26 protein-coding genes and 1 tRNA gene are annotated in these 23454 nt (G+C 64.8%); 18 read left to right on the top strand and 9 right to left on the bottom strand.

Annotation, left to right across the window (positions count from 1 at the left end; translation table 11 throughout):
• Positions 1–17: 17 nt before the first annotated feature.
• The 12 genes from KM031_RS01455 (at position 18) to KM031_RS01400 (ending at position 9740) form a co-directional block, all read left to right on the top strand.
• A complete protein-coding gene (locus KM031_RS01455) occupies positions 18–899 on the top strand; it encodes a lysophospholipid acyltransferase family protein (RefSeq protein ID WP_215504142.1) in 882 nt (293 codons plus the stop codon).
• 15 nt (positions 900–914) lie between these two features.
• Positions 915–1727, top strand: coding sequence for a glutamate racemase (gene murI, locus KM031_RS01450; RefSeq protein WP_215504143.1), 813 nt, complete (start codon positions 915–917; stop codon positions 1725–1727).
• A gap of 33 nt (positions 1728–1760) precedes the next feature.
• Positions 1761–2789 carry an N-acetyl-gamma-glutamyl-phosphate reductase gene (argC, locus tag KM031_RS01445; RefSeq protein WP_215504144.1) on the top strand — a complete coding sequence of 343 codons (1029 nt, stop codon included), beginning with the start codon at positions 1761–1763 and terminating at the stop codon, positions 2787–2789.
• A gap of 7 nt (positions 2790–2796) precedes the next feature.
• Positions 2797–3240, top strand: coding sequence for a cytochrome c maturation protein CcmE (ccmE, locus tag KM031_RS01440; protein WP_215504145.1), 444 nt, complete (start codon positions 2797–2799; stop codon positions 3238–3240).
• Positions 3241–3299: 59 nt separating this feature from the next.
• Positions 3300–3911 carry a holin-associated N-acetylmuramidase gene (locus KM031_RS01435; protein ID WP_215504146.1) on the top strand — a complete coding sequence of 204 codons (612 nt, stop codon included), beginning with the start codon at positions 3300–3302 and terminating at the stop codon, positions 3909–3911.
• Positions 3902–4183 (top strand): hypothetical protein, encoded by a 282-nt coding sequence (locus tag KM031_RS01430; RefSeq protein ID WP_215504147.1) that lies wholly within the window; start codon positions 3902–3904, stop codon positions 4181–4183. The genes KM031_RS01435 and KM031_RS01430 overlap by 10 nt, the downstream gene beginning before the upstream one ends.
• Before the next feature lie 51 nt (positions 4184–4234).
• A complete protein-coding gene (gene argS, locus KM031_RS01425; protein ID WP_215504148.1) occupies positions 4235–5977 on the top strand; it encodes an arginine--tRNA ligase in 1743 nt (580 codons plus the stop codon).
• 74 nt (positions 5978–6051) lie between these two features.
• A complete protein-coding gene (locus tag KM031_RS01420; RefSeq protein WP_215504149.1) occupies positions 6052–7101 on the top strand; it encodes an SPOR domain-containing protein in 1050 nt (349 codons plus the stop codon).
• On the top strand, positions 7098–8105 hold the full coding sequence (nagZ, locus tag KM031_RS01415) for a beta-N-acetylhexosaminidase (RefSeq protein ID WP_371879002.1): 1008 nt from the start codon (positions 7098–7100) through the stop codon (positions 8103–8105). The genes KM031_RS01420 and nagZ overlap by 4 nt, the downstream gene beginning before the upstream one ends.
• Entirely contained in the window at positions 8098–8889 is a 792-nt protein-coding gene (locus KM031_RS01410) for a segregation and condensation protein A (protein ID WP_215504150.1), read from the top strand. Before nagZ ends, KM031_RS01410 begins: the two co-directional genes overlap by 8 nt.
• Positions 8886–9524, top strand: a complete 639-nt coding sequence (scpB, locus tag KM031_RS01405; RefSeq protein ID WP_215504151.1) for an SMC-Scp complex subunit ScpB — start codon at positions 8886–8888, stop codon at positions 9522–9524. Before KM031_RS01410 ends, scpB begins: the two co-directional genes overlap by 4 nt.
• Before the next feature lie 3 nt (positions 9525–9527).
• A complete protein-coding gene (locus KM031_RS01400; RefSeq protein WP_215504152.1) occupies positions 9528–9740 on the top strand; it encodes a hypothetical protein in 213 nt (70 codons plus the stop codon).
• Positions 9741–9746: 6 nt separating this feature from the next.
• Here KM031_RS01400 and KM031_RS01395 read toward each other — a convergent pair whose 3' ends face one another.
• The 8 genes from KM031_RS01395 to KM031_RS01360 form a co-directional block, all read right to left on the bottom strand.
• The gene (locus KM031_RS01395) at positions 9747–10826 is read right to left on the bottom strand and encodes a 2'-deoxycytidine 5'-triphosphate deaminase (protein WP_215504153.1); all 1080 of its coding nucleotides are present in this window, start codon (positions 10824–10826) and stop codon (positions 9747–9749) included.
• Between the two features lie 67 nt (positions 10827–10893).
• Positions 10894–10971: transfer RNA gene (locus KM031_RS01390), tRNA-Pro, on the bottom strand.
• 62 nt (positions 10972–11033) lie between these two features.
• Complete coding sequence (locus tag KM031_RS01385) at positions 11034–11981, bottom strand: MerR family transcriptional regulator (RefSeq protein WP_246566884.1); 948 nt, start codon at positions 11979–11981, stop codon at positions 11034–11036.
• A gap of 14 nt (positions 11982–11995) precedes the next feature.
• A complete protein-coding gene (ihfA, locus tag KM031_RS01380) occupies positions 11996–12298 on the bottom strand; it encodes an integration host factor subunit alpha (RefSeq protein WP_215504154.1) in 303 nt (100 codons plus the stop codon).
• A gap of 138 nt (positions 12299–12436) precedes the next feature.
• Complete coding sequence (locus KM031_RS01375; protein ID WP_215504155.1) at positions 12437–13408, bottom strand: beta-ketoacyl-ACP synthase III; 972 nt, start codon at positions 13406–13408, stop codon at positions 12437–12439.
• Entirely contained in the window at positions 13405–14505 is a 1101-nt protein-coding gene (gene plsX / locus KM031_RS01370; protein WP_215504156.1) for a phosphate acyltransferase PlsX, read from the bottom strand. Before plsX ends, KM031_RS01375 begins: the two co-directional genes overlap by 4 nt.
• A 28-nt stretch (positions 14506–14533) precedes the next feature.
• Positions 14534–14740 (bottom strand): 50S ribosomal protein L32, encoded by a 207-nt coding sequence (rpmF, locus tag KM031_RS01365; RefSeq protein ID WP_215504157.1) that lies wholly within the window; start codon positions 14738–14740, stop codon positions 14534–14536.
• 182 nt (positions 14741–14922) lie between these two features.
• Positions 14923–15504 (bottom strand): YceD family protein, encoded by a 582-nt coding sequence (locus tag KM031_RS01360; protein ID WP_215504158.1) that lies wholly within the window; start codon positions 15502–15504, stop codon positions 14923–14925.
• Between the two features lie 268 nt (positions 15505–15772).
• On the opposite strand from KM031_RS01360, the gene KM031_RS01355 reads away from it, so the two are divergent.
• Positions 15773–16213 (top strand): outer membrane protein assembly factor BamE, encoded by a 441-nt coding sequence (locus KM031_RS01355; protein ID WP_246566945.1) that lies wholly within the window; start codon positions 15773–15775, stop codon positions 16211–16213.
• Between the two features lie 64 nt (positions 16214–16277).
• Here KM031_RS01355 and msrB read toward each other — a convergent pair whose 3' ends face one another.
• Positions 16278–16670 carry a peptide-methionine (R)-S-oxide reductase MsrB gene (gene msrB, locus KM031_RS01350; RefSeq protein WP_371879001.1) on the bottom strand — a complete coding sequence of 131 codons (393 nt, stop codon included), beginning with the start codon at positions 16668–16670 and terminating at the stop codon, positions 16278–16280.
• Positions 16671–16781: 111 nt separating this feature from the next.
• Between msrB and KM031_RS01345 the strand changes: the two genes are divergently transcribed.
• From KM031_RS01345 to sufB, 5 genes are all read left to right on the top strand, one after another.
• Positions 16782–17525, top strand: a complete 744-nt coding sequence (locus KM031_RS01345; protein ID WP_215504160.1) for a GNAT family N-acetyltransferase — start codon at positions 16782–16784, stop codon at positions 17523–17525.
• 57 nt (positions 17526–17582) lie between these two features.
• Positions 17583–19385, top strand: coding sequence for an ABC-F family ATP-binding cassette domain-containing protein (locus tag KM031_RS01340; protein WP_215504161.1), 1803 nt, complete (start codon positions 17583–17585; stop codon positions 19383–19385).
• 95 nt (positions 19386–19480) lie between these two features.
• Positions 19481–20851, top strand: coding sequence for a cysteine--tRNA ligase (gene cysS / locus KM031_RS01335; RefSeq protein WP_215504162.1), 1371 nt, complete (start codon positions 19481–19483; stop codon positions 20849–20851).
• The gene (locus tag KM031_RS01330; RefSeq protein ID WP_215504163.1) at positions 20848–21891 is read left to right on the top strand and encodes a cysteine desulfurase family protein; all 1044 of its coding nucleotides are present in this window, start codon (positions 20848–20850) and stop codon (positions 21889–21891) included. Before cysS ends, KM031_RS01330 begins: the two co-directional genes overlap by 4 nt.
• Before the next feature lie 13 nt (positions 21892–21904).
• A complete protein-coding gene (gene sufB, locus KM031_RS01325) occupies positions 21905–23425 on the top strand; it encodes a Fe-S cluster assembly protein SufB (RefSeq protein WP_215504164.1) in 1521 nt (506 codons plus the stop codon).
• Positions 23426–23454 lie beyond the last annotated feature (29 nt).

Below are 23454 nucleotides of genomic sequence, written 5' to 3'. Positions count from 1 at the left end.
AACAGGAGGCTCTGGCCATGACCATATCGGATGTAAGCCGCGACATCAGCTATGCCAGCGCGGCGCAATCGCGCGGTGGGCAGGTGCTGATCCGCACGCTCGAAAATGTGACCGGGCGGCGCGGCGTGATGCGCCGCGCGGCGGGGTATGAGGCCGATCTGGCGCAGGGGCGCAGCTTCTGGCAGGTGATGCCAGAGCGGTTCGGCCTGTCGCTCAGGATCATGGCGGGCAGTTTGCAGGCGATTCCGGCGCAGGGGCCGCTGGTGCTGATTGCCAACCATCCTTACGGCATTCTGGATGGCCTGATGATGGGGCATCTGCTGGATGCGGTGCGCGGCGATTTTCGCATTCTGGCCAATTCGGTCTTTGTAAAAGCGCCGGATTTGCAACGCGTGGTGCTGCCGATCAGCTTTGATCCGACCGAGGCGGCGGTTGCGATGAACCTGCACACCCGGCGCGTGGCGCTGGATTATCTGGCGGCGGGCGGGGCCATCGGCATCTTTCCGGGCGGCACGGTGTCGACGGCGGCGCGGCCGTTCTTTGCCCGCCCGATGGATCCGGGCTGGCGCAATTTCACGGCCAAGCTGATCCAGCGGTCGGGGGCGACGGTGGTGCCGGTGTTTTTCGACGGGGCCAACAGCCGATTGTTTCAACTGGCCAGCCATCTGCACAGCTCGTTGCGGCTGGGGCTGCTGATCAAGGAGTTCCGCGCCCGGCTGGATCGCCCGGTGCGCGTGGCCATCGGTGCGCCGATCCCGGCCAGCGCGCTGGCGGGCTTTGGCCATGACGCGCGTGGCATGATGGATTTCCTGCGCCGCGCCACCTATGCGCTTTCCCCGACGCCGCTGGACCCTTATGCTTATGGCCACGAGTTCGAGGCTAAATACAAAACCCGGTAGCGGGAGGGGCAGCAGATGGCAATTGGGGTGTTTGATTCCGGTCTGGGCGGATTGACGGTGCTGGACGCGGCGGCGCGGCGGCTGCCCGATATGCCCTTTGTCTATCTGGGCGACAATGCCCATGCGCCATATGGTGTGCGCACCCATGACGATATTTTCAACCTGACCTGTGCGGCGGTGGAACGGCTGTGGGACGAAGGCTGTGATCTGGTGATCCTTGCCTGCAACACGGCTTCGGCGGCGGCGCTGAAACGGATGCAGGAAACCTGGATCCCCAAGGACAAACGGGTGCTGGGTGTATTTGTGCCGCTGATCGAGGCGCTGACCGAACGGCAATGGGGCGACAACAGCCCGCCGCGTGAAGTGGCGGTCAAACATGTGGCGCTGTTTGCCACGCCGGCCACGGTGGCAAGCCGGGCGTTCCAGCGCGAGCTGGCCTTCCGCGCCATCGGCGTGGATGTCGAGGCGCAGCCCTGCGGCGGCGTGGTGGATGCGATCGAACAGGGCGACGAGATCCTGGCCGAGGCCCTGGTGCGCAGCCATGTCGACGCGCTGAAACGCCGGATGCCGCATCCGCAGGCCGCCATTCTGGGCTGCACGCATTACCCGCTGATGCAGGCGGCGTTCCAGCAGGCGCTTGGCGCAGATGTGAAAGTGTTCAGCCAGGCCAATCTTGTGGCCGAAAGCCTGGCGGATTATCTGGAACGTCGGCCCGAATTCAACGGGACTGGCACGGACTCGAAGTTTCTGACCACCGGGGATCCCGGCAATGTGTCCAGCAAGGCCACGCAATTCCTGCGCCGCAGGATCACCTTTGAAGCCGCCTGAACTGACTTGAACAAGTGACCGGAACTGACTGACATGAAAAAGAAAATCGCGATCCTTGGTGCATCTGGCTATACCGGCGCAGAGCTTGTCCGCCTGATTGCAAACCATCCGCAGATGCAGATCGTGGCGCTGTCCGGGGATCGCAAGGCGGGCATGGCCATGGCCGAGGTGTTCCCGTTCCTGCGCCATCTCGATCTGCCGAAACTGTGCAAGATCGACGAGATTGATTTTGCCAAGGTCGATCTGGCCTTCTGTGCGCTGCCCCATGCCACCTCGCAGGCGGTGATCTCGCAATTGCCGCGCGACCTGAAAGTGGTGGATCTGAGCGCCGATTTCCGGCTGCGCGACGTGGCCGAATACCAGAAATGGTATGGCCAGCCCCATGCCGCGCCGGAGTTGCAGAAAGAAGCGGTCTATGGTCTGACCGAATTTTACCGCGACGACATCCGCGGCGCGCGTCTGGTCGCGGGCACCGGCTGCAACGCCGCCACCGGGCAGTTTGCGCTGCGGCCGCTGATCGAGGCGGGCTGCATTGATCTTGACGATATCCTGATTGATCTGAAGGCGGGCGTGTCGGGGGCTGGGCGCAGCCTGAAGGAAAACCTGCTGCATGCCGAACTGTCGGAAGGCACCCATGCCTATTCGGCTGGCGGCAAGCACCGGCATCTGGGCGAGTTCGATCAGGAGTTCAGCGCGATTGCCGGGCGTCCGGTGCTGGTGCAGTTCACCCCGCATCTGTCGCCGATGAACCGGGGCATCCTCGCCTCGGTCTATGTGAAGGGCGATGCGCAGGCGGTCTGGGCGGCGCTGGAGGCGCGTTATACGCTGGAGCCGTTCATCGAGGTGCTACCTTTCGGCGCACTCCCCTCGACACGCGACATTCGCGGGTCCAATTTCTGTCACATCGGTGTGGTGGGCGACCGGATAGCCGGGCGCACGCTGATCGTGGCGGTGCTGGACAATCTGACGAAAGGCTCGTCGGGGCAGGCGATCCAGAACGCCAATCTGATGCTGGGGCTTGAGGAAACGGCAGGGCTGATGCTGGCCCCCGTTTTCCCGTGAGGGGATAATGAAGGGACTGAAGAAAACACGCCGGATCCAGATCATCGCCTTGGCCTTTGTGGCCCTGGCGGGATCGACGGCGCTGATCGGCTATGCGATGCGCGACGGGATCAACTTTTTCCGCGCGCCCGCGCAGGTGATCGCCGAGCCGCCGGAGGCGGGCGAGGTGTTCCGTCTGGGTGGACTGGTGGAGCCTGGCAGCATCACACGCGGGCAGGGTGAGACGATCACCTTCCGCGTGACCGATGGGGCCGAGGTGATCCCGGTGGCCTTTACCGGCGTATTGCCCGATCTGTTTTCCGAAGGTCAGGGCATGATCGGCACCGGGCAGATGGTGGGCGGCGTGTTTGAAGCGTCGGAAATCCTCGCCAAACATGACGAGACCTATATGCCGAAAGAGGTGATGGACGCGCTGAAGGAACAGGGCGTCTATCAGGATCCGAACGGTTGATTTGAGCGGGCTTAACCTTTGGCGCGGATGGTCGGACCATCAGCCAGAGGGGAGCCGCAATGCCATCCGTCACCCGCATCGCCGAAGAGATCGTCGCCCGTGAGGGCGGCTATGTGAACGACCCCGACGATCCTGGCGGGGCCACCAAATATGGTGTGACGCTGCACACGATGCGCCGCCTGGGCCTGGATCTGACCGGCGATGGCCGGATCTCCAGCGCCGATGTGCGCCGCCTGAGCCATGCGCAGGCCGTGCAGATCTTTCTGCGCGACTATTATGACAAGCCCGGACTGGCGCAATTGCCCGAGGCGATTCAGGCCTCGGTCTTTGATATGTATGTCAATGCGGGCAGCATGGCGGTGAAGCTCTTGCAACGGCTGTTGACCGGGCAGGGTTATCCGCTGGTCGAGGATGGCGTGATCGGGCCACGCACGGCGCGGGCGGCGCATCTGGCCAGCGACGGTGATCCGGTTGCCTTTGCTGATGCCTATGGCATGGCCCGCCGCGCCTTTTATTACGCGCTTGCCGATGCCCGCCCGGCCAGCCGCAAATATGCCCGCCGCCGTGATGGCGGCAAAGGTGGCTGGATCACCCGCGCCGAGGCCTTCATCCGCCCGCATCTGCATCTGACCGAGGCAGAGCATCGCGCACGGGTGGCGGCATGGGGCTGACACTGCGGCGCGTGGGAGCGCTTCTGCTTGCAGGGCTGGGCCCGGAGGTGCCGCCGCTTCCGGCGCTGATCGAGATGGTGAACCGGGCGCTGCGCCCTTTGGCGGTGCTGTCGGTCTTTGCCCTGATCGCGGCGGCCTTTGTCGACCCGCCGCGCTACATTGCCGGGATGCTGGCGCTGCGGCACACCCCTTGGCCGCTTTGCGCGCTGGTGGCGGCCATTCTGGGCCTGCATTTTCTGCGCCAGGGGGCCGCACCGCCGCCGCGTTCTTGACCCGCCTTCCCGCCTCTGGCATGTGCCAGAGGGAATGGAAGGACGTGAGAGATGAACCTGTTCACCGAACTGCGCAGCCTTGTGATTGCCGAACTTGCCGCCATGGTTGCCGCAGGCGAGCTGCCCGCGGGCCTTGATACCACCGCCGTCGCGGTCGAGCCGCCGCGCGATCCGGCACATGGCGACATGGCAACCAATGCGGCGATGGTGCTGGCCAAACCGGCTGGGCTTGCGCCGCGTGCGATTGCCGATGCGCTGGCCCGCCGTCTGGCCACCGATCCGCGCGTCAGCAGCGCCGAAGTGGCGGGGCCGGGCTTTCTGAACCTGCGCCTGCAACCGGGCGTCTGGCAGGGGCTGGTGAAGGCGGTGCTGGAGCAGGGCACCGAATTTGGCCGCTCGACCGTCGGGGCCGGGGCCAAGGTGAATATCGAATTCGTCTCGGCCAACCCGACCGGCCCGATGCATGTTGGGCATGTGCGCGGTGCGGTGGTCGGCGATGCGCTGGCCAATCTGCTGGCCTTTGCCGGTTGGCAGGTCACGCGCGAATATTACATCAACGATGGCGGCGCGCAGGTCGATGTTCTGGCACGCTCGGCCTATGAACGCTACCGCGAGGCCAATGGGCTGGAGCCGGAAATCCGCGAGGGCCTTTATCCCGGCGATTACCTGATCCCGGTGGGCGAGGCGCTGAAGGCCAAATACGGCACCAGCCTGCTGGATCGCCCCGAAGCCGACTGGCTGGTGGATCTGCGCGAATTTTCCACCGCGATGATGATGGAGATGATCCGCGAGGATCTGGCGGCGCTTGGTGTGCGCATGGATGTGTTCTCGTCGGAGAAGGCGCTCTATGGCACCGGCCAGATTGAAGCCGCGATCGAAACCCTGCGCGGCCTGGATCTGATCTATGAAGGCGTGCTGGAGCCGCCGAAGGGCAAGACCCCCGAAGATTGGGAGCCGCGCGAACAGACGCTGTTCCGCTCCACCGCGCATGGCGATGACGTGGACCGGCCGGTGATGAAATCCGATGGGGCCTGGACCTATTTCGCGCCGGATATTGCCTATCATTACAACAAGGTGCAGCGCGGCTTTGATCAGCTGATCGACATTTTCGGTGCCGATCACGGGGGTTATGTCAAACGGATGAAGGCAGCGGTTTCGGCGCTGTCGGGCGGGCGTGTGCCGCTTGACATCAAGCTGATCCAACTGGTGAAGCTGTTCAAGAACGGCGAACCCTTCAAGATGTCGAAACGCGCGGGCACCTTTGTCACGCTGCGCGACGTGGTGGAAATGGTGGGCGCCGATGTCACCCGCTTTGTCATGCTGACCCGCAAGAACGACATGGCGCTGGATTTCGACTTCGACAAGGTGTTGGAGCAATCGAAGGACAATCCGGTCTTTTACGTGCAATACGCCAATGCCCGGATCAATTCGGTGCTGCGCAAGGCCCAAGGTGCCGGGGTTGCGGTGGATGATGCCACGCTGGCTGGGGCCGATCTGGCGCTGCTGTCGCATTCCGCCGAACTCGCGCTGATCGCCAAACTGGCCGAATGGCCGCGTCTGGTGGAGGTTGCCGCCAAAGGCAACGAGCCGCATCGCGTGGCCTTCTATCTCTATGAGCTGGCCTCGGACCTGCATGGGCTGTGGAATCGCGGCAATGACGAGGTGACGCTGCGCTTCGTGCAAGAGGATGCAGGCGTGACACAGGCGAAAATCGCCCTCGCGCGCGCCGTGGGCGTTGTGATTTCCTCCGGTCTTGCTATCTTGGGCGTAACGCCCGTCGAGGAAATGCGCTGAAACAAATGGTGCCCGACGGCGTGACACAGGCAAACCTGCGGGGGGCTCATGGCCGGACCGCAACGGGGCAGAGCATGGCAGACGTGGATTTCGACGAGTACGATGCCGGCTATGATGCGGGCCATGGGCAGATGCTCCGTGGCGCCCATCGCGGGCGGCGCTGGATCAACCTTGCGGCGGGGGCGGTTTCGGTCGCGCTGCTGCTGGGGGCCGGGGTCTGGGGATACCGGATCGCGGTGCGCGAAGTGATGGGCATCCCGGTGATCAAGGCGCAGGAAGGCCCGATGCGCATCGCGCCCGACAATCCGGGTGGCGAAGTGGCCGCGCATCAGGGCCTGTCGGTCAATGATGTGGCCGCGATTGGCGTGGCAACACCGCTGCCCGAAGAGATCGCTCTGGCGCCGCGTGCCGTGGATCTGTCTGCCGAAGATACGCCCGGTCTGGCCGCCGAGCCGCCCGCCGCGCTGCGGCCCGCTGCGGCGGAAGAGCCGCCGGTCCAGCCGTTGCTGCCCGCGCCCGCGCAACTGGCTGCCACGGCAGCTCCGCCGGTGCCGCTGGCCCCGATCACCGGGGCCGATGCGCCGATGGATCCGCTGACCACCATCGCGCCGTTGCCGGAAAATGCACCCAATGCCGATATTCTGGCGCTGGCCGATCAACTCGCGGCCGGGGCCGTGCCGCTGACCGCGCCGGAGGCCGAAGTTGCGGCTGAGGCCTTTGTGAACGCGCCGGTGGTGCCGGGCGGAATCGGCACCTCGCTGCGGCCGCTGCCACGCCCCGGCGGGCGCAGTGTCAGCGCAGCGGCGGTCGACAGTGCCGTGACCGCCGCGATTGCTGTGGCCGCCACCGAGATCGACGCGGCAACGTTGCAACCCGGCACGCGGCTGGTGCAATTCGGCGCGTTTGACAGCGCCGACGAGGCCCGCGCGAAATGGGACAAACTGGCCGGAACCTTTGGCGAGTTGTTGACCAGCAAGTCGCGGGTGATCCAGTCTGCCGAAAGCGGCGGGCGCACCTTCTATCGTTTGCGCGCGCATGGCTTTTCTGACGAAGATGATGCCCGCCGGTTCTGTGCCGCCATCTCTGCCGAAGGGGCAGAGTGCATTCCGGTGGCCCTGCGATGAGCATGGGCCGGGGGGCCACGATCTTCGGCCTTGCCGGAGCGGCGCTGACAGCGGATGAGGCGGCGTTTTTCCGCGACGCTGATCCGTTCGGATTTATCCTGTTCGCGCGCAATGTCGAAACTCCGACACAGCTGGCCCGGCTGACGGCGGATCTGCGCGCCTGCATGGGCCGCGATGCGCCGGTTTTTGTCGATCAGGAAGGTGGGCGGGTGCAGCGGTTGCGCGCGCCGCATTGGACGGAATGGCTGCCGCCCCGCGATGCGGTGGCGCAGGCCGGGGCCGGGGCGGCCCGCATGATGTGGCTGCGCGCCCGGCTGATCGGGGCGGAACTGCGCGCGGCGGGCATTGACGGCAATTGCGCGCCGTGTCTGGATATTGCGACCGAGAACACCCACCCGTTCCTGAAGAACCGCTGTTATGGCGAGGATCTGGCGCAGGTGATTGCCATGGGCCGCGCCACGGCGGACGGGCATCTGGCGGCGGGCGTGCTGCCGGTGATGAAACACATGCCGGGCCATGGCCGCGCCGCAGGCGATACCCATCACGATCTGCCCACGGTCAACGCTGATGCCGACACCTTGCGCCGCAGCGATTTTGCCGCCTTCAAGGCCTTGAACGACCTGCCTTTGGCAATGACGGCACATATCGTCTATGCCGCGTTTGACAGCGAACCCTCCACCTGTTCCGCCCGGATGACCCGGCTGATCCGCGACGAGATCGGCTTTCAGGGCCTGCTGATGAGCGATGATCTGAACATGCAGGCGCTGTCCGGCACCCTGGGCGAGCGCGCGGCGCGGGCCGTGGCGGCGGGATGTGATATCGCGCTGCACTGCAAGGGCGATCTGGCGGAAATGCAGGCGGTGGCGGCGGCGGCGGGCCAGATGGGCGTTGACGCGCAGGCCCGTGCGGCAGCGGCGCTTGCCGCGCGCTGCGCCCCGCAAGAGGCCGATCTGGCCGCGCTTCAGGCCGAACATGACGCGCTTCTTGGTCAGGGGCATGTCTGACAACTGGGATCAGGGCGCGGAACGGCTGAGCGTCAGCGAACGGCTGGCTGCCGAAGCCCTGATCGTTGATGTCGACGGGTTCGAAGGCCCGCTTGACCTGCTGCTGACGCTGTCGCGCACGCAAAAGGTGGACCTGCGCCGCATTTCGGTGCTGCAACTGGCCGAGCAATATCTGGGATTCGTCAACAAGGCCAAGGCCTTGCGCATCGAACTTGCCGCCGATTATCTGGTGATGGCGGCCTGGCTCGCCTATCTGAAATCGCGGCTGCTGCTGCCGCCTGATCCCACCGAAGATGGCCCCAGCGCCGAGGATCTGGCGGCGCATCTGGCCTTTCAGCTGGAACGCCTGCAAGCCATGCGCGAGGCGGCGGCGCGGCTGATGGCCCGCGATCAGCTAGGCCGCGATTTCTTTGCCCGGGGCCTGCCCGAAGAGGTGACGCGCGCGCGCAAGGTGACCTACAGCGCCTCGTTGCTCGATCTGATGCGCGCCTATGCCCGGATCCGCACCAAGGATGAATTCCGCCCCTTCGTGATGGATCGTGACCATGTGTTCACAATGGAACAGGCACTTGAGCGGATGCGCGGCCTGATCGGAGCTGTTCACAGCTGGTCCGATCTGGAGATGTGGCTGCCCGAGGGGTGGGACACCCATCCGATGCGGCGACGATCTTCGGTGGCGGCCCATTTCGCGGCGATCCTCGAAATGGCCAAACGCGGTCAGCTGGAATTGCGGCAGGGCGCGGTCTTCGCCCCGATCCAGATCCGGAAAAGAGACCCCGAATGAGCGAGCCCGCCGAAAAGAGCCTGTTCGACGCTCCGCCGATTGCCGAGCAGGAGCGCATGATCGAGGCGATCCTGTTTGCCGCGACCGAGCCGATGACGGTGGCCGCCCTCGCCGCCCGTCTGCCGCATGGCTGCGATGCCGCCGAGGCGCTGGCCTATCTGCGGCGGCGCTATGAGGGGCGCGGGGTGCGACTGGTGCGGGTGGGCGATGGCTGGGCCTTCCGCACTGCGCCGGACCTTGGCCATCTGATGCAGAAGGAAACGGTGGAGCAGCGCAAGCTGAGCCGGGCGGCGATCGAAACGCTGGCGATCATCGCCTATCACCAGCCGGCCACGCGGGCCGAGATCGAGGAAATCCGCGGTGTGGCCGTGTCGCGCGGCACGATTGACCAGTTGCTGGAAATGGAATGGATCCGCTTTGGCCGCCGCCGCATGACACCGGGCCGCCCGGTGACATTCGTGGTGACGGAAGGCTTTCTGGATCATTTCGGGCTGGAATCGGCGCGTGATCTGCCGGGCCTGAAAGATCTGCGGGCGGCAGGCCTGCTGGACAACCGGCCCTTGCCCGGATCTATGCAAAAGCCCGATGATGACGAAGACGACCCCAGCGGCCAAACCGAACTTTTTGAGGACTGACACATGGATTTTGCACGGATCATCCAGCAGATTGCCAATATCTTCATTCGCAAGGCGGTGAATACGGCGGTCAACAAGGGCGTGGACTATGCGGCGCGGCGCGGCAAGACACCGGCGGCCATGACGCAGAAGGACAAGGATCAGGCCGCCTCTGCCCGCGATATGGTGAAGAAGGCGCGCAAGGCGGCTCAGGTGACCCGCCGCCTTGGTAGCTGATCCCGCTCAGGCGCGGAAGTGTTTCGACAGCTTCAGGCCCTGACCCTGATAGTTTGACGCGATCCCTGTACCATACAGCGTCTCGGGGCGCTCTGACATGCGCTCATACACCAGCCGCCCGACGATCTGGCCATGTTCCAGCACGAAGGGCGCCTCGTGGCAGCGCACCTCCAGCACCCCGCGCGACCCGGCACCGCCCGCGTCGGAATGGCCGAAGCCCGGATCGAAGAACCCGGCATAATGCACGCGGAATTCGCCCACCATCGCCAGATAAGGGGCCATTTCGGCGGCATAATCGGGCGGGATCGTCACCGCCTCGCGGCTGACCAGAATGTAGAACGCCCCCGGATCGAGGATGATGCGGCCATCGCGGGTGCGCACCTCCTCCCAGAACTCTGCCGCCGGGTAATGGCCGATCCGGTCCAGGTCGATCACCCCGGTATGCGGTTTGGCGCGATAGCCCACCAGATCGCCCTCAGCGGGCCGCAGATCGACCGAGAAGCCAAGGCCTTCGGAGATCACCGCCGTGCCATTCACCAGCGGCTCTGCGGCGTTCAGGGTGGCCAGATCGGCATCGCTCAGCACCGCTTGCCCGGCGCGGAACCGGATCTGGTTCAGCCGCTGCCCGGCGCGGGCCAGCACCGAAAAGCTGCGCGGGCAGACCTCGGCATAGAGCGGGCCGGTATAGCCCTCGGGGATGCGGTCGAACTCCACGCCGCCATCGGTGATGGTGCGGGTCAGCAGATCGAGCCGCCCGGTGGAGCTTTTGGCATTGGCCACCGCCGTGATGCCGGGCGGCAGCGCCAGATGTTCCATCAGGGGAATCACATAGACGCAGCCTTTTTCCAGCACCGCGCCTTCGGTCAGATCCATACGGTGCATTTCAAATTCCGCGATGCGCCCGGCCACGCTGCGGCCTTGCCCGGCGAGGAACGAGGCGCGCACCCGATAGGCCACGCGGCCCAGCCGCAGATCGAGGCTGGCAGGCTGGATCTGTGCGGGCAGGATCGCCGGATCAGCGCCAATCGCGCCTTGGGCAATCAACTGGCGCAGGGCCTGCGCGGGCAGAACTCCGGTCGGTGACACGCTCTGATCTCCGTGGTGTTAAAGAAAACGCCCGCGCCTTGTTGCCAAGGGCGGGCCGTTTTTGTTTTGGTCGGGCCGGTGAGATTCGAACTCACGACCTTCCGCCCCCCAGACGGACGCGCTAACCAGGCTGCGCCACGGCCCGACACGGGGCGATACATAACGATATTCCGGGCGGGGGCAAGCAACAAAACGCATCTGTGCGATTTATCCGCGACGCGGCGCTTTCGTCTCGCCAAGCCGGGCGCGCAGGGCCGTCAGACGGGGCAAAAACGGCCGTAATTCCGTGGCCTTCTGCGGCCATTGGGCGGGCGGCAGGGCACGCAAGCTCGCGGCAATCCAGACAGATTCGGGCACAGGCCCCCGCGCGCGGGCATCGGCCCTGGCGGGCGCGTCGTCCGGCGGCGACTCGGGGGCAGGGGCGGTGGCTGGCAGTTCCGCTTCGGGCGGTTCTGCCATGGTGGCAGCCTGCTGCACCGGCTCAGGCGATGGCTGTTCCACCTCTGGCTCTTCTGCCACGGCCTCCACCACAACGGCGGGCTCTGGCGCAGGTTCGGGGGTGACGGGGGGCTGTTCCGCGATTGTCGCAGGTTCCAGCACCGGATGCGGATCCTCGGACGGCGGGGCCTCAGCCATATCGAACAGCGAGCCTTGCAGCGGCGGTGCAGGCGCAGCGGGCGGTGGCCGTTCGGCTTTCGGTTCCGGCTCGGCACCGTCCCGCAGGGCAGACAGGCTTTCGGTGATTTCGGTCACCTCCACCCATTCCGACAGCGAGACAACCTCAGCCCCGACCTGGGGCGCGTCCGCGCCCTCCGGCGTGTCAAACACCGCATCCAGCGCGCCTTCCAGGGCGTCGGTCATCTCTGTGAACTCCGTATCCGTGTCAGAGCCAGACAGACCGGCAACATGGCGAACGCCTTGTTCGCGCAGGATCTTTTGCACGCCCCGAATGGTCATGCCCTCGTCATGCAGCAATTTGCGGATGCCTGACAGCAGGGTGACATCGGCGGGGCGATAATAGCGCCGTCCGCCCGCACGTTTCACAGGTTTGATCTGGGGAAACCGGGTTTCCCAGAATCGCAGAACATGCGCCGGGGTTTCCAGCAGTTCTGATACCTCACTGATCGTGCGGAATGCGTCCGGCGACTTGTCCATCCGCTCGGCCCCGATCAGCGTGCTTTGCCGTCGGCAACACGCTCTTTCATCAGATGCGACGGGCGGAAGGTCAGCACACGGCGCGGGCTGATCGGCACTTCATCGCCGGTTTTGGGGTTGCGGCCCACGCGCGCCGATTTGTCCCGCACCGAAAACGTGCCGAAGGACGAGATTTTCACCGTCTCGCCGCCCGCCAAGGCATCCGAAACATGCTGAAGCACCGCTTCAACCAGATCTGCCGATTCATTGCGCGACAGGCCGACCTCGCGGAACACCGCTTCGCTCAGATCCATACGCGTCAGGGTCTTTTCGCTCATCATATCCCCCCGGATTTTCCCGCAGCTTGGGGGCTTTGGGTTTTCGAGTCAATATCAACCACTTGGCGGGGGATGTTCAGAAGGCGTTTCGGGTCAATTCCTGCCGAATTGCCCGGATCGTCAGCGCCTGCGCAACGATTACCAGCGCAGAACGACCGAACCCCAGGCCAGACCACCGCCAATCGCCTCGGTCACCACCAGATCACCGGGCTTGATCTGCCCGCGTGCAACACCGACCGAAAGCGCCAACGGGATCGAGGCGGCAGAGGTATTGCCGTGGTCCTGCACGGTCACAACCACCCGGTCCATCGGAACCTGCATCCGTTTGGCGGTGCCTTCGATGATGCGGATATTGGCCTGATGCGGCACGATCCAGTCCACATCTGCGCCCGACAGGCCGATCTTATCCAGCGCGGTATGGGCCGTTTCCGCAAGCTTTTCAACGGCATGGCGGAACACTTCCTTGCCCTGCATCCGCAGGTAGCCGGTGGTTCCGGTCGAGGTGCCGCCATCGACATAAAGGATGTCGCGCAGGCGACCGTCGGAATTCAGATCGGTGGCGAGGATGCCCCGGTCGCTGGTCTCGCCGGTGCCTTCCTGACCTTCGAGGATCAGCGCGCCGGCCCCATCGCCGAACAGGACACAGGTGCCCCGGTCGGTCCAGTCCATCAGCCGCGAAAAGGTTTCGGCGCCGATCACCAGCACGCGCCGCGCCTGACCCGACAGGATCAGGGCATTGGCATTGGCGAGCGCAAAGACGAATCCGGCACAGACGGCCTGCACATCAAAGGCATAGCCCTTGGTCATGCCCAGCCGGGCCTGCACCATGGTCGCGGCGGAGGGGAAGGTGAGATCGGCGGTCGAGGTGGCCAGAATGATCGCGTCAATGTCATCCGCAGCCATGCCCGCCTGCGCCAGCGCAGCCTCGGCGGCGCGGGTCGCGATATCCGAGGTGGTCTGCCCCTCGGCCACGAAATGCCGCCGCTCGATGCCGGAGCGCGAGCGGATCCATTCATCCGACGTGTCGATGGTTGCCTCGAACTCGCTGTTCGGCACAACCCGTTCGGGCAGATAATGCCCGACGCCCCTGACCACGGCCCGTATTGTCATTCTTGTTGCCCGCTCCCATTCACGGCGGCATCCTGCCCCGCGCGGCCTGCCGATGCAACCCGTGCGGCAAGCCGATCCAGAAAGCCCGAACGTGCGAGCTGTGCGGCAAGCCGGATCGCCGCGGCCACACCTGTCGCATCCGCCGAGCCGTGGCTTTTCACCACCGTGCCATTCAGACCCAGAAACACGCCGCCGTTCACCCGGCGCGGATCGATTCGTTTTTGCAACCGCTTCAAGGAGTTGAGCGCCAGAAGCGCCGCGAACTTCGACAGAAGCCCCGCGCCGAACGCCTCTTTCAGCAGATCGGCAATCAGCTTGGCCGTGCCTTCGCCGGTTTTCAGCGCGATATTGCCGGTAAAACCGTCGGTGACGATCACATCCACGCGGTCCGAGGGAATATCGCCACCCTCCACGAAGCCGACGAATTCATAGCCCGCAGCCTCTTCGGCGGCGGCCATGCGGTCAAAGGCCAGCTTCAGCTCTGCCCGGCCCTTGTGCTCTTCGGTGCCGACATTCAGCAGACCGACGCGGGGCCGTTTGAGGTTCAGCCCGTTGCGGGCATAGGCCGCGCCCATCGTGGCATATTGCAGGAAATCTTCGGCCTCGGCTTTGATATCCGCGCCCACGTCCAGCATGACGTTGAAGCCGCCCGGATTGCGCGAGGGCCAGAGGCAGGCAATGGCAGGGCGGTTCACGCCCGGCAGTTTGCGCAGGCGGATCATGCTCAGCGCCATCAGCGCGCCGGTATTGCCGCAGCTGACCACGGCCCCCGCTTCGCCCGCCTTCACAGCGTCGATGGCCGACCACATGGACGTGCCTTCGCCATTGCGCATGACCTGCGAGGGTTTGTCGTTCATCGTCACCACGCGCGCGGCATGGCGGATCTCGCAGCGGCCCGCCAGCTCTGTGTGGCGCGCGATCATCGGGCGCAGCACCGCTTCGTCCCCGTGCAGGAGGAAGGCGATATCGGAATCCGAACGGGCAGAGTCAACAAGACCGGCAACCACCGCTGCCGGCCCGCGATCCCCACCCATCGCATCTACGGATATGACGGTGCGCTGCGCACCCTGAGCCGGACTTGAGGTTCCGTTCACCATGCTGACAGCGGGGGGAGAGGGATGCGGCTTACGCCGCGTCCTCGTCCACATCGACCTCTTTGGTCATCGCGACGATTTCGCGCTGATCGTAGTGGCCGCAAGCGCCGCAAACGTGGTGCGGGCGCTTCAGTTCGCCGCAGTTCGGGCACTCGGCCGGGTTCGACGCGACCAGTGCATCATGCGAACGACGCATGTTGCGACGGGATTTGGTGACTCGGTTCTGCGGGACAGCCATGTCTCGACCTCGGGTTAGTGAGGGGCAAGCCCCTGATTTTGATGGTGAAAAGCGGTTTGCCAATGCGGCAAAAACCGGTGTTTCCACGGTGTTCACGAGGCGCGGAACATACTGGGATTCTCGCGGGGCGCAAGTCTTTTCTGCACCCGTCCGATCCTGCCAGAGTGCCGCACACCCGCAGCTCAGCTTTGGCCCGTATCGCCTGTTCCAAGCTTTTGCGCAAGCCCTGCAAGGCCCGCGAAGGGCCGCAGATCCTCGTCGCGCAGCGGTGCCACGCCGGGGGCGGCAAACACCGCCTCGGTCAGGCTGGCGCCCTCGGCGCGCGGATAAAGCGGCAGCGCCAGCGCCAGCGCCTCGACCGCGACGGCACCCGGGTCGATCACTTCGGGCAGGGCTTCCTGCGTATCATCCTCGGGGATCTCGATCTCGTCGGCCTCGGGCAGGGGCATGTCGGCCAAATAGCGGCGGCGCACCGTTTCGCGGATCGGCGTGATCACCGGCGCCAGCGAGACCGAGCAGGGCTGTTCGACCACGGCGGTCAGATCGGCCTCCAGTTCCCAGTCATGTTTGCCCGCGGGGCGCAATTCGCCCTTGAAGCGGAATTCCGGCACGGCGCTGATTTCCAGCACGGCGGCCAGCAGCGCCCGCGCCTCGGCGTCGGGTTTCAGATCAAAGCGCGTCGGCTTGCGCGATGCCAGTGTGGCCACGCGCAGCGGCTGGCTCAGGGGCAGCGCGGTTTCGGGGCCGGGGGAAGAGCCGGTCATGGTGTCCCTTTCTCAGCATGGGCCCTGCAACAGGGCGAGCCACCGGATATAGCGGACCGCGTTCCATTCTTGAACAGTGGCCCGTCCTTCTGTAAGCCGGAGCAAAGGCCGACCGGACGAAGTGCCGGTGGAACGGCGTCAGACAGATACCGGGATACGGGGCTTGCGCCATGAAGGCAAGACCCGCCACCGGCAGCGCGCGGGAGAGACCATGGGGCTGGCAGGCAGAGAGCGGCACAAGGGCGGCAGCCCAACAGGGCTGCGGCGGATGGTGCGCTGGCTGGGCGCGGGGGCACTGGCAGTGACGCTGCTGGCCTGTGCGCCGGTGTTCCGCAACCATGGCTATATTCCGGCAGAGCCGGATCTGGCGGCGATCGAGGTGGGCCGCGACACGCGCGACACCGTGGCCGAAAAGATCGGGCGTCCCTCGGCATCGGGCCTGCTGAATGATGTCGGCTGGTTCTATGTGCAAAGCCGCTGGAAACATTACGGCGCGAAAGCCCCGAAAGAGATTGACCGGCAGGTGGTTTCTATCACCTTCACCGATGCCGGTGTGGTGCAGAATGTCGAACGCTTCGGGCTGGAGGATGGCCGCGTCATCACCCTGTCGCGCCGCGTGACCGATACCAATATCGAGGGCGTCAGCTTCCTGCGTCAGATCATGGGCAGCATCGGTCGCCTGCGCGCCGAAGACCTGCTGGACGACTGATCAGCCCTGCCACCAGATCACACCGCCCGGCCCTGCGCCGGGCGGTTTTTTTCATGGGCGTGTGTCAGTCTTCCGGCTCGAACGTCAGGGCCACGCCGTTCAGGCAGTAGCGCAAGCCGGTGGGGGCAGGGCCATCGGGAAAGACATGGCCCAGATGCGCCTCGCAGGCCGCGCAATGCACCTCGGTCCGGCGCATGAACCAGCTGCGATCTTCGGAAGTCTCGATCCGCTCGGGGTCCAGCGGGGCCCAGAACGACGGCCAGCCGGTGCCACTGTCGAACTTCTGCGCCTGATCGAACAGCGGCGCATCGCAGCAGATACAGCGATAGGTGCCGGGTTCCTTGGGAAAATTGTCATGGCTGAAGGCGCGTTCAGTGCCGTGCTTGCGCGTGACCTTGTAGGCAAGCTCTGACAATTGCGCACGCCATTGTTCGTCGGTCTTGGTGATCTTGTCCATTCTGGTCTCCGTCATCATGCGGTTGCAAAGCCATGGTGACTTGCGCCGCAACCTGCCCGGGTTCATATCTAGGGCGCTGACCCCGGCGTGCCAAGCCATCAGGAGAACCGCGTGCAGCCGCTGCGCAAAGGCCACTATATCGCCCGGATCGCCGAGGGTGCCGCAGATCTGCACCGCGCCCAAAGCCTGCGCCACCTGTGCTTTCACGGTGCGGCGGCAGGGCCGGGGCGCGATGCCGATGCCTTTGATGCCCGCTGCACCCATATCTTGGTCGAAGACATGCAGAGCGGGGCCTTGCTGTGCTGCTACCGGCTGTTGCGGCTGACCGGGGCGCAGATCGGGCAAAGCTATTCCGCGCAATATTACGATCTGTCGCGGCTGGCGGGTTTTGCCGCACCGATGGTCGAAATGGGCCGGTTCTGCATCCATCCCACTTGCCGTGACCCTGATGTTCTGCGGCTGGCCTGGGGGGCGATGACCCGCTTTGTCGATCTGGCGGGGGCCGAGCTGCTGATGGGCTGCGCCTCGTTCAGCGGCACTGATGCGGTCCCCTATCAAGAGGCCTTTGCCGTGCTGAAACAGGCGCATCTGGCGCCGCCGCATTGGGGCCCGGCAGTGAAGGCGCCGCAGGTGGTGCGGTTTGCCCATCTGCTGAAAGACCACGCGCCGGATCAGCGGCGGGCCATGGCAACCATGCCGCCCTTGCTGCGCACCTATCTGGCGATGGGGGGCTGGGTGTCGGATCATGCGGTGGTGGATCCGGTGATGAACACGCTGCATGTGTTCACCGGCGTCGAGATCCGCGCCATCCCGGCGGCACGGGCGCGCGCGCTGCGCATGGTGGCCGCGGGCTGAACGGCGGCGGCGCTCTGGCCGCTTGACCTTGTGCGCCCCGCCCGCTACCTCGCCCGCATGGCACGCGCACCCCTTCTTCAGCTTTCCGGCATTTCACTCACCTTTGGTGGCAATCCCTTGTTCGAGGGTCTGGACCTTGTGGTCCAGCCCGGTGATCGCATCGCATTGGTGGGGCGCAACGGCTCTGGCAAATCGACCCTGATGAAGGTGATGGCCGGGCTGGTTGACCCGGATCAGGGCATCCGCGTGGTGCCGCCGGGCGTGACAGTCGGTTACATGGAGCAGGATCCCGATCTGTCGGGCTATGAGACTCTGGGCGATTATGCCGCCAGCGCTCTGCCCTCGGGCGAGGAATACCGGGTGGCAATGGTGGCTGAGGGGCTGAAGTTCCGCCCTGAAACCCCGGTGTTCAGCGCCTCGGGCGGCGAGCGTCGCCGCGCGGCTCTGGCCAAGCTGATGGCCGAAGCGCCGGAACTGATGCTGCTGGACGAACCGACCAACCACCTCGACATTCAGGCGATTCAGTGGCTGGAGGCAGAGCTGTCGACCACCCGCACCGCCTTTGTGCTGATCAGCCACGACCGCGCCTTCCTGCGCGCGCTGACGCGGGGCACGCTCTGGGTGGATCGGGCACAGGTCCGCCGCCGCGATCAGGGCTTTGACGGTTTCGAGGAATGGCGCGAAACCGTCTGGGCCGAGGAGGACGAGGCGCGGCACAAGCTGGACCGCAAGATCAAGGCCGAAGCGAAATGGGCGGTCGAGGGCATCTCGGCGCGACGCAAGCGCAATCAGGGCCGGGTGCGGGCGCTGGCCGCCCTGCGCGATGAACGCGCCAGTCAGATTCGCCGTCAGGGCACGGCGGCGCTGGAACTGGACAGCGGCCAGACTTCGGGCAAGCGCGTGATCGAGGCGAAGGGCATCTGCAAGGCCTTTGGCGCGTTGCAGATTGCCCGCGATTTCGACCTGCGGGTGCTGCGCGGCGACCGGGTGGCCTTTGTCGGCCCCAATGGGGTGGGCAAGACCACGCTGCTGAAGATGCTGACCGGCGAGGTGGCCCCGGATGCGGGCACGGTGACGCTGGGCACCAATCTGCAGGTGGCGGTGTTCGATCAGACCCGCGCGCAACTGGCCGCCGAGGCGACCCTGTGGGAAAACCTGACCGGCGATCCGAAGATGAGCGTTTCGGGCGCATCGGATCAGGTGATGGTACGCGGCACGCCCAAACATGTGGTGGCCTATCTGAAAGACTTCCTGTTTGACGAACGGCAAGCCCGCGCGCCGGTCAAGTCGCTGTCAGGCGGCGAGAAGGCCCGGCTGCTGCTGGCGCGGCTGATGGCGCAGGAATCCAACCTGCTGATCCTCGACGAACCGACCAACGATCTGGATGTGGAAACGCTGGATCTGTTGCAGGACATTCTGGGAGATTACGACGGCACTGTGCTGCTGGTCAGCCACGACCGCGATTTCATCGACCGCGTGGCCACCACCACTGTCGCGCTGGAAGGCGATGGCAATGCCACCGCCTATCCCGGCGGCTGGTCGGATTATCAGGCGCAGCGTCCGGCGGTTCTGGAAGAGCGCGCCGAAAAGGCTGCAGCCAGCGCCGCCCCCGCTGCGAAAGCGGCGGCGAAAAAGCCCGAGGGCCTGACCTTCACCGAACGCAAGCGGCTGGATGAACTGCCGGGCGTGATCGAGAAGCTGGAGCGCGAGATCGGCAAGCTGGCCGAACTGCTGGAAGCGCCGGATCTGTTCACCAAGGAGCCGGTGAAATTCCGCAAGGCCTCGGAAATGATGGCAGAGCGGCAGGGCGTACTGGCTGCCGCCGAAGAGGAATGGCTGGCGCTGGCCGACAAGGCCTGACACATCGCTTGTGGCCCGCGCATCGGCTGTTTTCAAGCCGCGCGCAATCCGCTATCCCGCACCCGGAACAGACGGTGAAGGAGGGCGGATTGGCCATGACCGAGCGTCACATCAGGCTATATAACAGCAAGACCCGCACGAAAGAGGATCTGGTGCCGGTGAAACCGGGGCAGATCAGCTTGTATGTCTGTGGCCCGACCGTCTATGACCGCGCTCATATCGGCAATGCCCGGCCCGTGGTGGTGTTTGACACGCTGTTCCGGCTGCTGCGCCACGTCTATGGGGCCGCGCAGGTGACCTATGTGCGCAATTTCACCGATGTGGATGACAAGATCAACGCGCGGGCCGCCGAAACCGGCCGCCCGATCCGTGACATCACCGATGAAACGATTGGCTGGTATCACGCCGATATGGATGCGCTGGGGGCGCTGCGCCCGACGCATGAGCCGCGCGCGACCGAATTCATCGGCGCCATGGTGCATATGATCGAAGGGCTGATCGCCTCGGGCCATGCCTATGAGGCCGAAGGCCATGTGCTGTTCGATGTGCGCAGCTATGCCGATTACGGCAAGCTGTCGGGCCGCTCGATTGATGACATGATCGCAGGCGCGCGGGTCGAAGTGGCGCCCTACAAACGCGACCCGATGGATTTCGTGCTGTGGAAACCCTCGGGTGTGGATCTGCCCGGCTGGGACAGCCCCTGGGGCCGGGGGCGGCCCGGCTGGCATATTGAATGCTCGGCCATGAGCCATGAACTTCTGGGCGACACATTCGACATTCACGGCGGCGGCATTGATCTGCAATTTCCGCACCATGAGAACGAGATTGCGCAAAGCTGCTGCGCCCATCCGCATGGCGGGTTTGCAAAGATCTGGATGCACAACGAGATGCTTCAGGTCGAGGGCAAGAAGATGTCCAAGAGTCTGGGCAATTTCTTCACCGTGCGCGACCTACTGGATCAGGGCTATCCGGGTGAGGTGATCCGCATGGTCTATCTGGGCACCCACTACACCAAACCGATGGACTGGACGGCAGAGAAGGCCGCACAGGCCGAAGCGACGCTGCGCAAGTGGCGGGCGCTGACCGATGGCGTGGGGCCGGGGCAGGTGGCAGAGCCGGTTCTGGCGGCGCTGGCCGATGATCTGAACACCGCAGGCGCGATTGCCGAATTGCACGCGCTGGCGGGCAAGGGGGATACTGCGGCGCTGTGTGCCTCGGCGCAGCTGCTGGGCCTCTTGCTGCCGGATATGGGCGCATGGGTGGAGACCGGCGTGGATCTGAGCCCCTATGCCGACAGGCTGGCGCAACTGCGGACCGATGCGATGGCGGCCAAGGATTTCTCGGCGGTGGATGCGATGAAAGCCGCGTTGACCGCCGCAGGGGTCGAGGTGCGCATGTCCAAGGCCGGGGTAGAGCTGCTTCCGGGCGCGGGCTTTGATGCGACCAAGCTTGACGGGCTGTTATGAAACCCCGCAGTTATCTCGACTGGAACGCCACCACGCCGCTGCGCCCCGAGGCGAAGGCGGCGATGATCGCGGCGATGGAGTGTGTCGGCAACCCGTCCTCGGTCCATGCCGAGGGCCGGGCAGCGAAATCGCTGCTGGAGCGGGCACGCGGGCAGATTGCCGCCGCATTGGGGGCCGACGGGGCGGATATCGTCTTCACCTCGGGCGCAACAGAGGCGGCGGCGCTGGCCTGTGCGGGCCGGGGGCTGCACTGCGCCGATGTCGAACATGAGGCGGTGTCGGCCTGGTGTCAGGCCGATCTTGCCGCCGATGCGCAGGGGCAGGTGCATGTCACCGACCCGGCGCGCACCGCCCTGCAATATGCCAATTCGGAAACCGGGATTCTGCAAACCCTGCCCGAAGGGCTCGCGGTCAGTGATCTGACGCAGGCCTTTGGCAAGGTGCCACTCGCCTTTAACTGGCTGGGCTGTGACATGGGCTTGATCTCGGCGCACAAGCTGGGCGGGCCCAAGGGAATCGGCGCGCTGATCCTGCGCCGGGGCCTGGATGTTGCGGCGCAGCTGAAGGGCGGCGGGCAAGAAATGGGGCGGCGCGCCGGCACCGAAAACCTGATCGGCATCGCCGGTTTTGCGGCGGCATCCGAGGCGGCGGCCCGCGATCTGGCCAATGGCGTCTGGGATCAGGTGGCCGAAATTAGAAATATTCTAGACTCGGCATTGTCTGCGACGGCAAATGAGACTATTTCGGTCGGAAATGGTGTGCCGCGTCTGCCGAACACCCTGTGCCTCGTCACTCCCGGCTGGAAGGGCGAAACACAGGTCATGCAGATGGATCTGGCCGGATTTGCCGTTTCGGCAGGCTCTGCCTGTTCCAGCGGCAAGGTGAAGGCCAGCCGGGTGCTGCGCGCCATGGGGTTTGACGATGTTGCGGCGGGCTCGGCGCTGCGCATCTCCATCGGCCCTGCGACGACGACAGAAGATGTGTTGCGCTTTGCCGATGTGTGGGGCGCGCAATATCGCAAGGCCCGCGCGCGGGCATGACAGGGGAAAAGCCATGACGGCACTGGACAACGAAGACCAGATCGAAGTGCGCGAAGGCGTTGACCGCGAGACGATCGAAACCGTGCAGGCCATGGCCGGCAAATACAAATACGGCTGGGAAACCGACATCGAGATGGACTATGCGCCCAAGGGCCTGTCCGAAGATATCGTGCGGCTGATTTCGGAAAAGAACGGCGAACCGGAATGGATGCTGGAGTGGCGTCTGGCCGCCTATCGCCGCTGGCTCCAGATGGAAGAGCCGCGGTGGGCGATGCTGCACTACCCGGAAATCGACTATCAGGACCAGTATTACTACGCCAAACCCAAAAGCATGGCCGTCAAGCCCCAGTCGCTGGACGAGGTGGACCCCAAGCTGCTGGCAACCTATGCCAAGCTGGGGATTCCACTGAAAGAACAGATGCTTCTGGCCGGTGTTGAAGGCAGCGACGAGCCGCGCCGCGTGGCTGTGGATGCGGTGTTCGACTCGGTCTCGGTCGGCACCACCTTCAAGGACGAGCTGCGCAAGGCGGGGGTGATCTTCTGTTCCATCTCCGAGGCGATCAAGGAACACCCGGAGCTGGTGAAGAAATATCTGGGCAGCGTGGTGCCGCAATCGGATAACTACTTTGCCACGCTGAATTCGGCGGTCTTCTCGGATGGCTCGTTTGTCTATATCCCCGAGGGCACGCGCTGCCCGATGGAGCTTTCGACCTATTTCCGCATCAATGCCGAAAATACCGGTCAGTTCGAGCGCACGCTGATCATCGCCGAAAAAGGCTCTTACGTCAGCTATCTGGAAGGCTGCACCGCCCCGAAACGCGACACCCACCAGCTGCACGCGGCGGTGGTGGAAATCGTGTTGCTGGATGATGCCGAGGTGAAATATTCCACCGTGCAGAACTGGTATCCCGGCGATGAGGAGGGCAAGGGCGGCATCTACAACTTTGTCACCAAACGCGCCGATTGCCGGGGGCACCGCTCCAAGGTGATGTGGACGCAGGTGGAAACCGGCTCGGCGATCACCTGGAAATACCCGTCCTGCATCCTGCGCGGCGATGATTCCCAGGGCGAGTTCTATTCCATCGCCATCGCCAACAATGCGCAGCAGGCCGACACCGGCACCAAGATGATCCATCTGGGCAAGCGCACCAAATCGCGGATCGTGTCCAAGGGCATCAGCGCAGGCCGGGCCCAGAACACCTATCGCGGTCTGGTGTCGATGCACCCCAAGGCCACCGACAGCCGCAACTATACGCAATGCGACAGCCTGCTGATCGGCGACAAATGCGGCGCGCATACCGTGCCCTATATCGAGGTGAAGAACAATTCATCGCGCGTGGAGCATGAGGCCACGACCAGCAAGGTCGATGACGATCAGCTGTTCTACTGCCGCTCGCGCGGGATGGACGAAGAAGAAGCCGTGGCGCTGGTGGTGAACGGCTTCTGCAAAGAAGTGCTGCAAGCCCTGCCGATGGAATTCGCGATGGAGGCCCAGAGCCTTGTCGCGATCAGCCTTGAAGGCTCGGTCGGCTAACGGAATTCATGCCCAGACGGGCAGACGGG

The sequence above is a fragment of the Gemmobacter fulvus genome (genome assembly GCF_018798885.1).
In the GTDB taxonomy this organism is placed as follows: Bacteria; Pseudomonadota; Alphaproteobacteria; order Rhodobacterales; family Rhodobacteraceae; genus Gemmobacter; species Gemmobacter fulvus.
The sequence above is the reverse complement of the archived record's forward strand: the minus strand, read 5'-3'. Positions and strand labels throughout refer to the sequence as shown.

Excerpts from the sequence above, each read along its gene's own strand:
- KM031_RS01420 (WP_215504149.1), top strand. The coding sequence starts at position 6,052 with ATGGCAGACGTGGATTTCGACGAGTACGATGCCGGCTATGATGCGGGC.
- ccmE (WP_215504145.1), top strand. The coding sequence starts at position 2,797 with ATGAAGGGACTGAAGAAAACACGCCGGATCCAGATCATCGCCTTGGCC.
- KM031_RS01435 (WP_215504146.1), top strand. The coding sequence starts at position 3,300 with ATGCCATCCGTCACCCGCATCGCCGAAGAGATCGTCGCCCGTGAGGGC.
- KM031_RS01385 (WP_246566884.1), bottom strand. The coding sequence starts at position 11,981 with ATGGACAAGTCGCCGGACGCATTCCGCACGATCAGTGAGGTATCAGAA.
- KM031_RS01400 (WP_215504152.1), top strand. The coding sequence starts at position 9,528 with ATGGATTTTGCACGGATCATCCAGCAGATTGCCAATATCTTCATTCGC.
- KM031_RS01375 (WP_215504155.1), bottom strand. The coding sequence starts at position 13,408 with ATGACAATACGGGCCGTGGTCAGGGGCGTCGGGCATTATCTGCCCGAA.
- KM031_RS01410 (WP_215504150.1), top strand. The coding sequence starts at position 8,098 with ATGTCTGACAACTGGGATCAGGGCGCGGAACGGCTGAGCGTCAGCGAA.
- rpmF (WP_215504157.1), bottom strand. The coding sequence starts at position 14,740 with ATGGCTGTCCCGCAGAACCGAGTCACCAAATCCCGTCGCAACATGCGT.
- nagZ (WP_371879002.1), top strand. The coding sequence starts at position 7,098 with ATGAGCATGGGCCGGGGGGCCACGATCTTCGGCCTTGCCGGAGCGGCG.
- plsX (WP_215504156.1), bottom strand. The coding sequence starts at position 14,505 with ATGGTGAACGGAACCTCAAGTCCGGCTCAGGGTGCGCAGCGCACCGTC.
- KM031_RS01455 (WP_215504142.1), top strand. The coding sequence starts at position 18 with ATGACCATATCGGATGTAAGCCGCGACATCAGCTATGCCAGCGCGGCG.
- scpB (WP_215504151.1), top strand. The coding sequence starts at position 8,886 with ATGAGCGAGCCCGCCGAAAAGAGCCTGTTCGACGCTCCGCCGATTGCC.
- sufB (WP_215504164.1), top strand. The coding sequence starts at position 21,905 with ATGACGGCACTGGACAACGAAGACCAGATCGAAGTGCGCGAAGGCGTT.
- argS (WP_215504148.1), top strand. The coding sequence starts at position 4,235 with ATGAACCTGTTCACCGAACTGCGCAGCCTTGTGATTGCCGAACTTGCC.
- murI (WP_215504143.1), top strand. The coding sequence starts at position 915 with ATGGCAATTGGGGTGTTTGATTCCGGTCTGGGCGGATTGACGGTGCTG.
- KM031_RS01330 (WP_215504163.1), top strand. The coding sequence starts at position 20,848 with ATGAAACCCCGCAGTTATCTCGACTGGAACGCCACCACGCCGCTGCGC.
- cysS (WP_215504162.1), top strand. The coding sequence starts at position 19,481 with ATGACCGAGCGTCACATCAGGCTATATAACAGCAAGACCCGCACGAAA.
- KM031_RS01430 (WP_215504147.1), top strand. The coding sequence starts at position 3,902 with ATGGGGCTGACACTGCGGCGCGTGGGAGCGCTTCTGCTTGCAGGGCTG.
- argC (WP_215504144.1), top strand. The coding sequence starts at position 1,761 with ATGAAAAAGAAAATCGCGATCCTTGGTGCATCTGGCTATACCGGCGCA.
- KM031_RS01355 (WP_246566945.1), top strand. The coding sequence starts at position 15,773 with ATGGTGCGCTGGCTGGGCGCGGGGGCACTGGCAGTGACGCTGCTGGCC.
- KM031_RS01360 (WP_215504158.1), bottom strand. The coding sequence starts at position 15,504 with ATGACCGGCTCTTCCCCCGGCCCCGAAACCGCGCTGCCCCTGAGCCAG.
- ihfA (WP_215504154.1), bottom strand. The coding sequence starts at position 12,298 with ATGAGCGAAAAGACCCTGACGCGTATGGATCTGAGCGAAGCGGTGTTC.
- KM031_RS01340 (WP_215504161.1), top strand. The coding sequence starts at position 17,583 with ATGGCACGCGCACCCCTTCTTCAGCTTTCCGGCATTTCACTCACCTTT.
- msrB (WP_371879001.1), bottom strand. The coding sequence starts at position 16,670 with ATGGACAAGATCACCAAGACCGACGAACAATGGCGTGCGCAATTGTCA.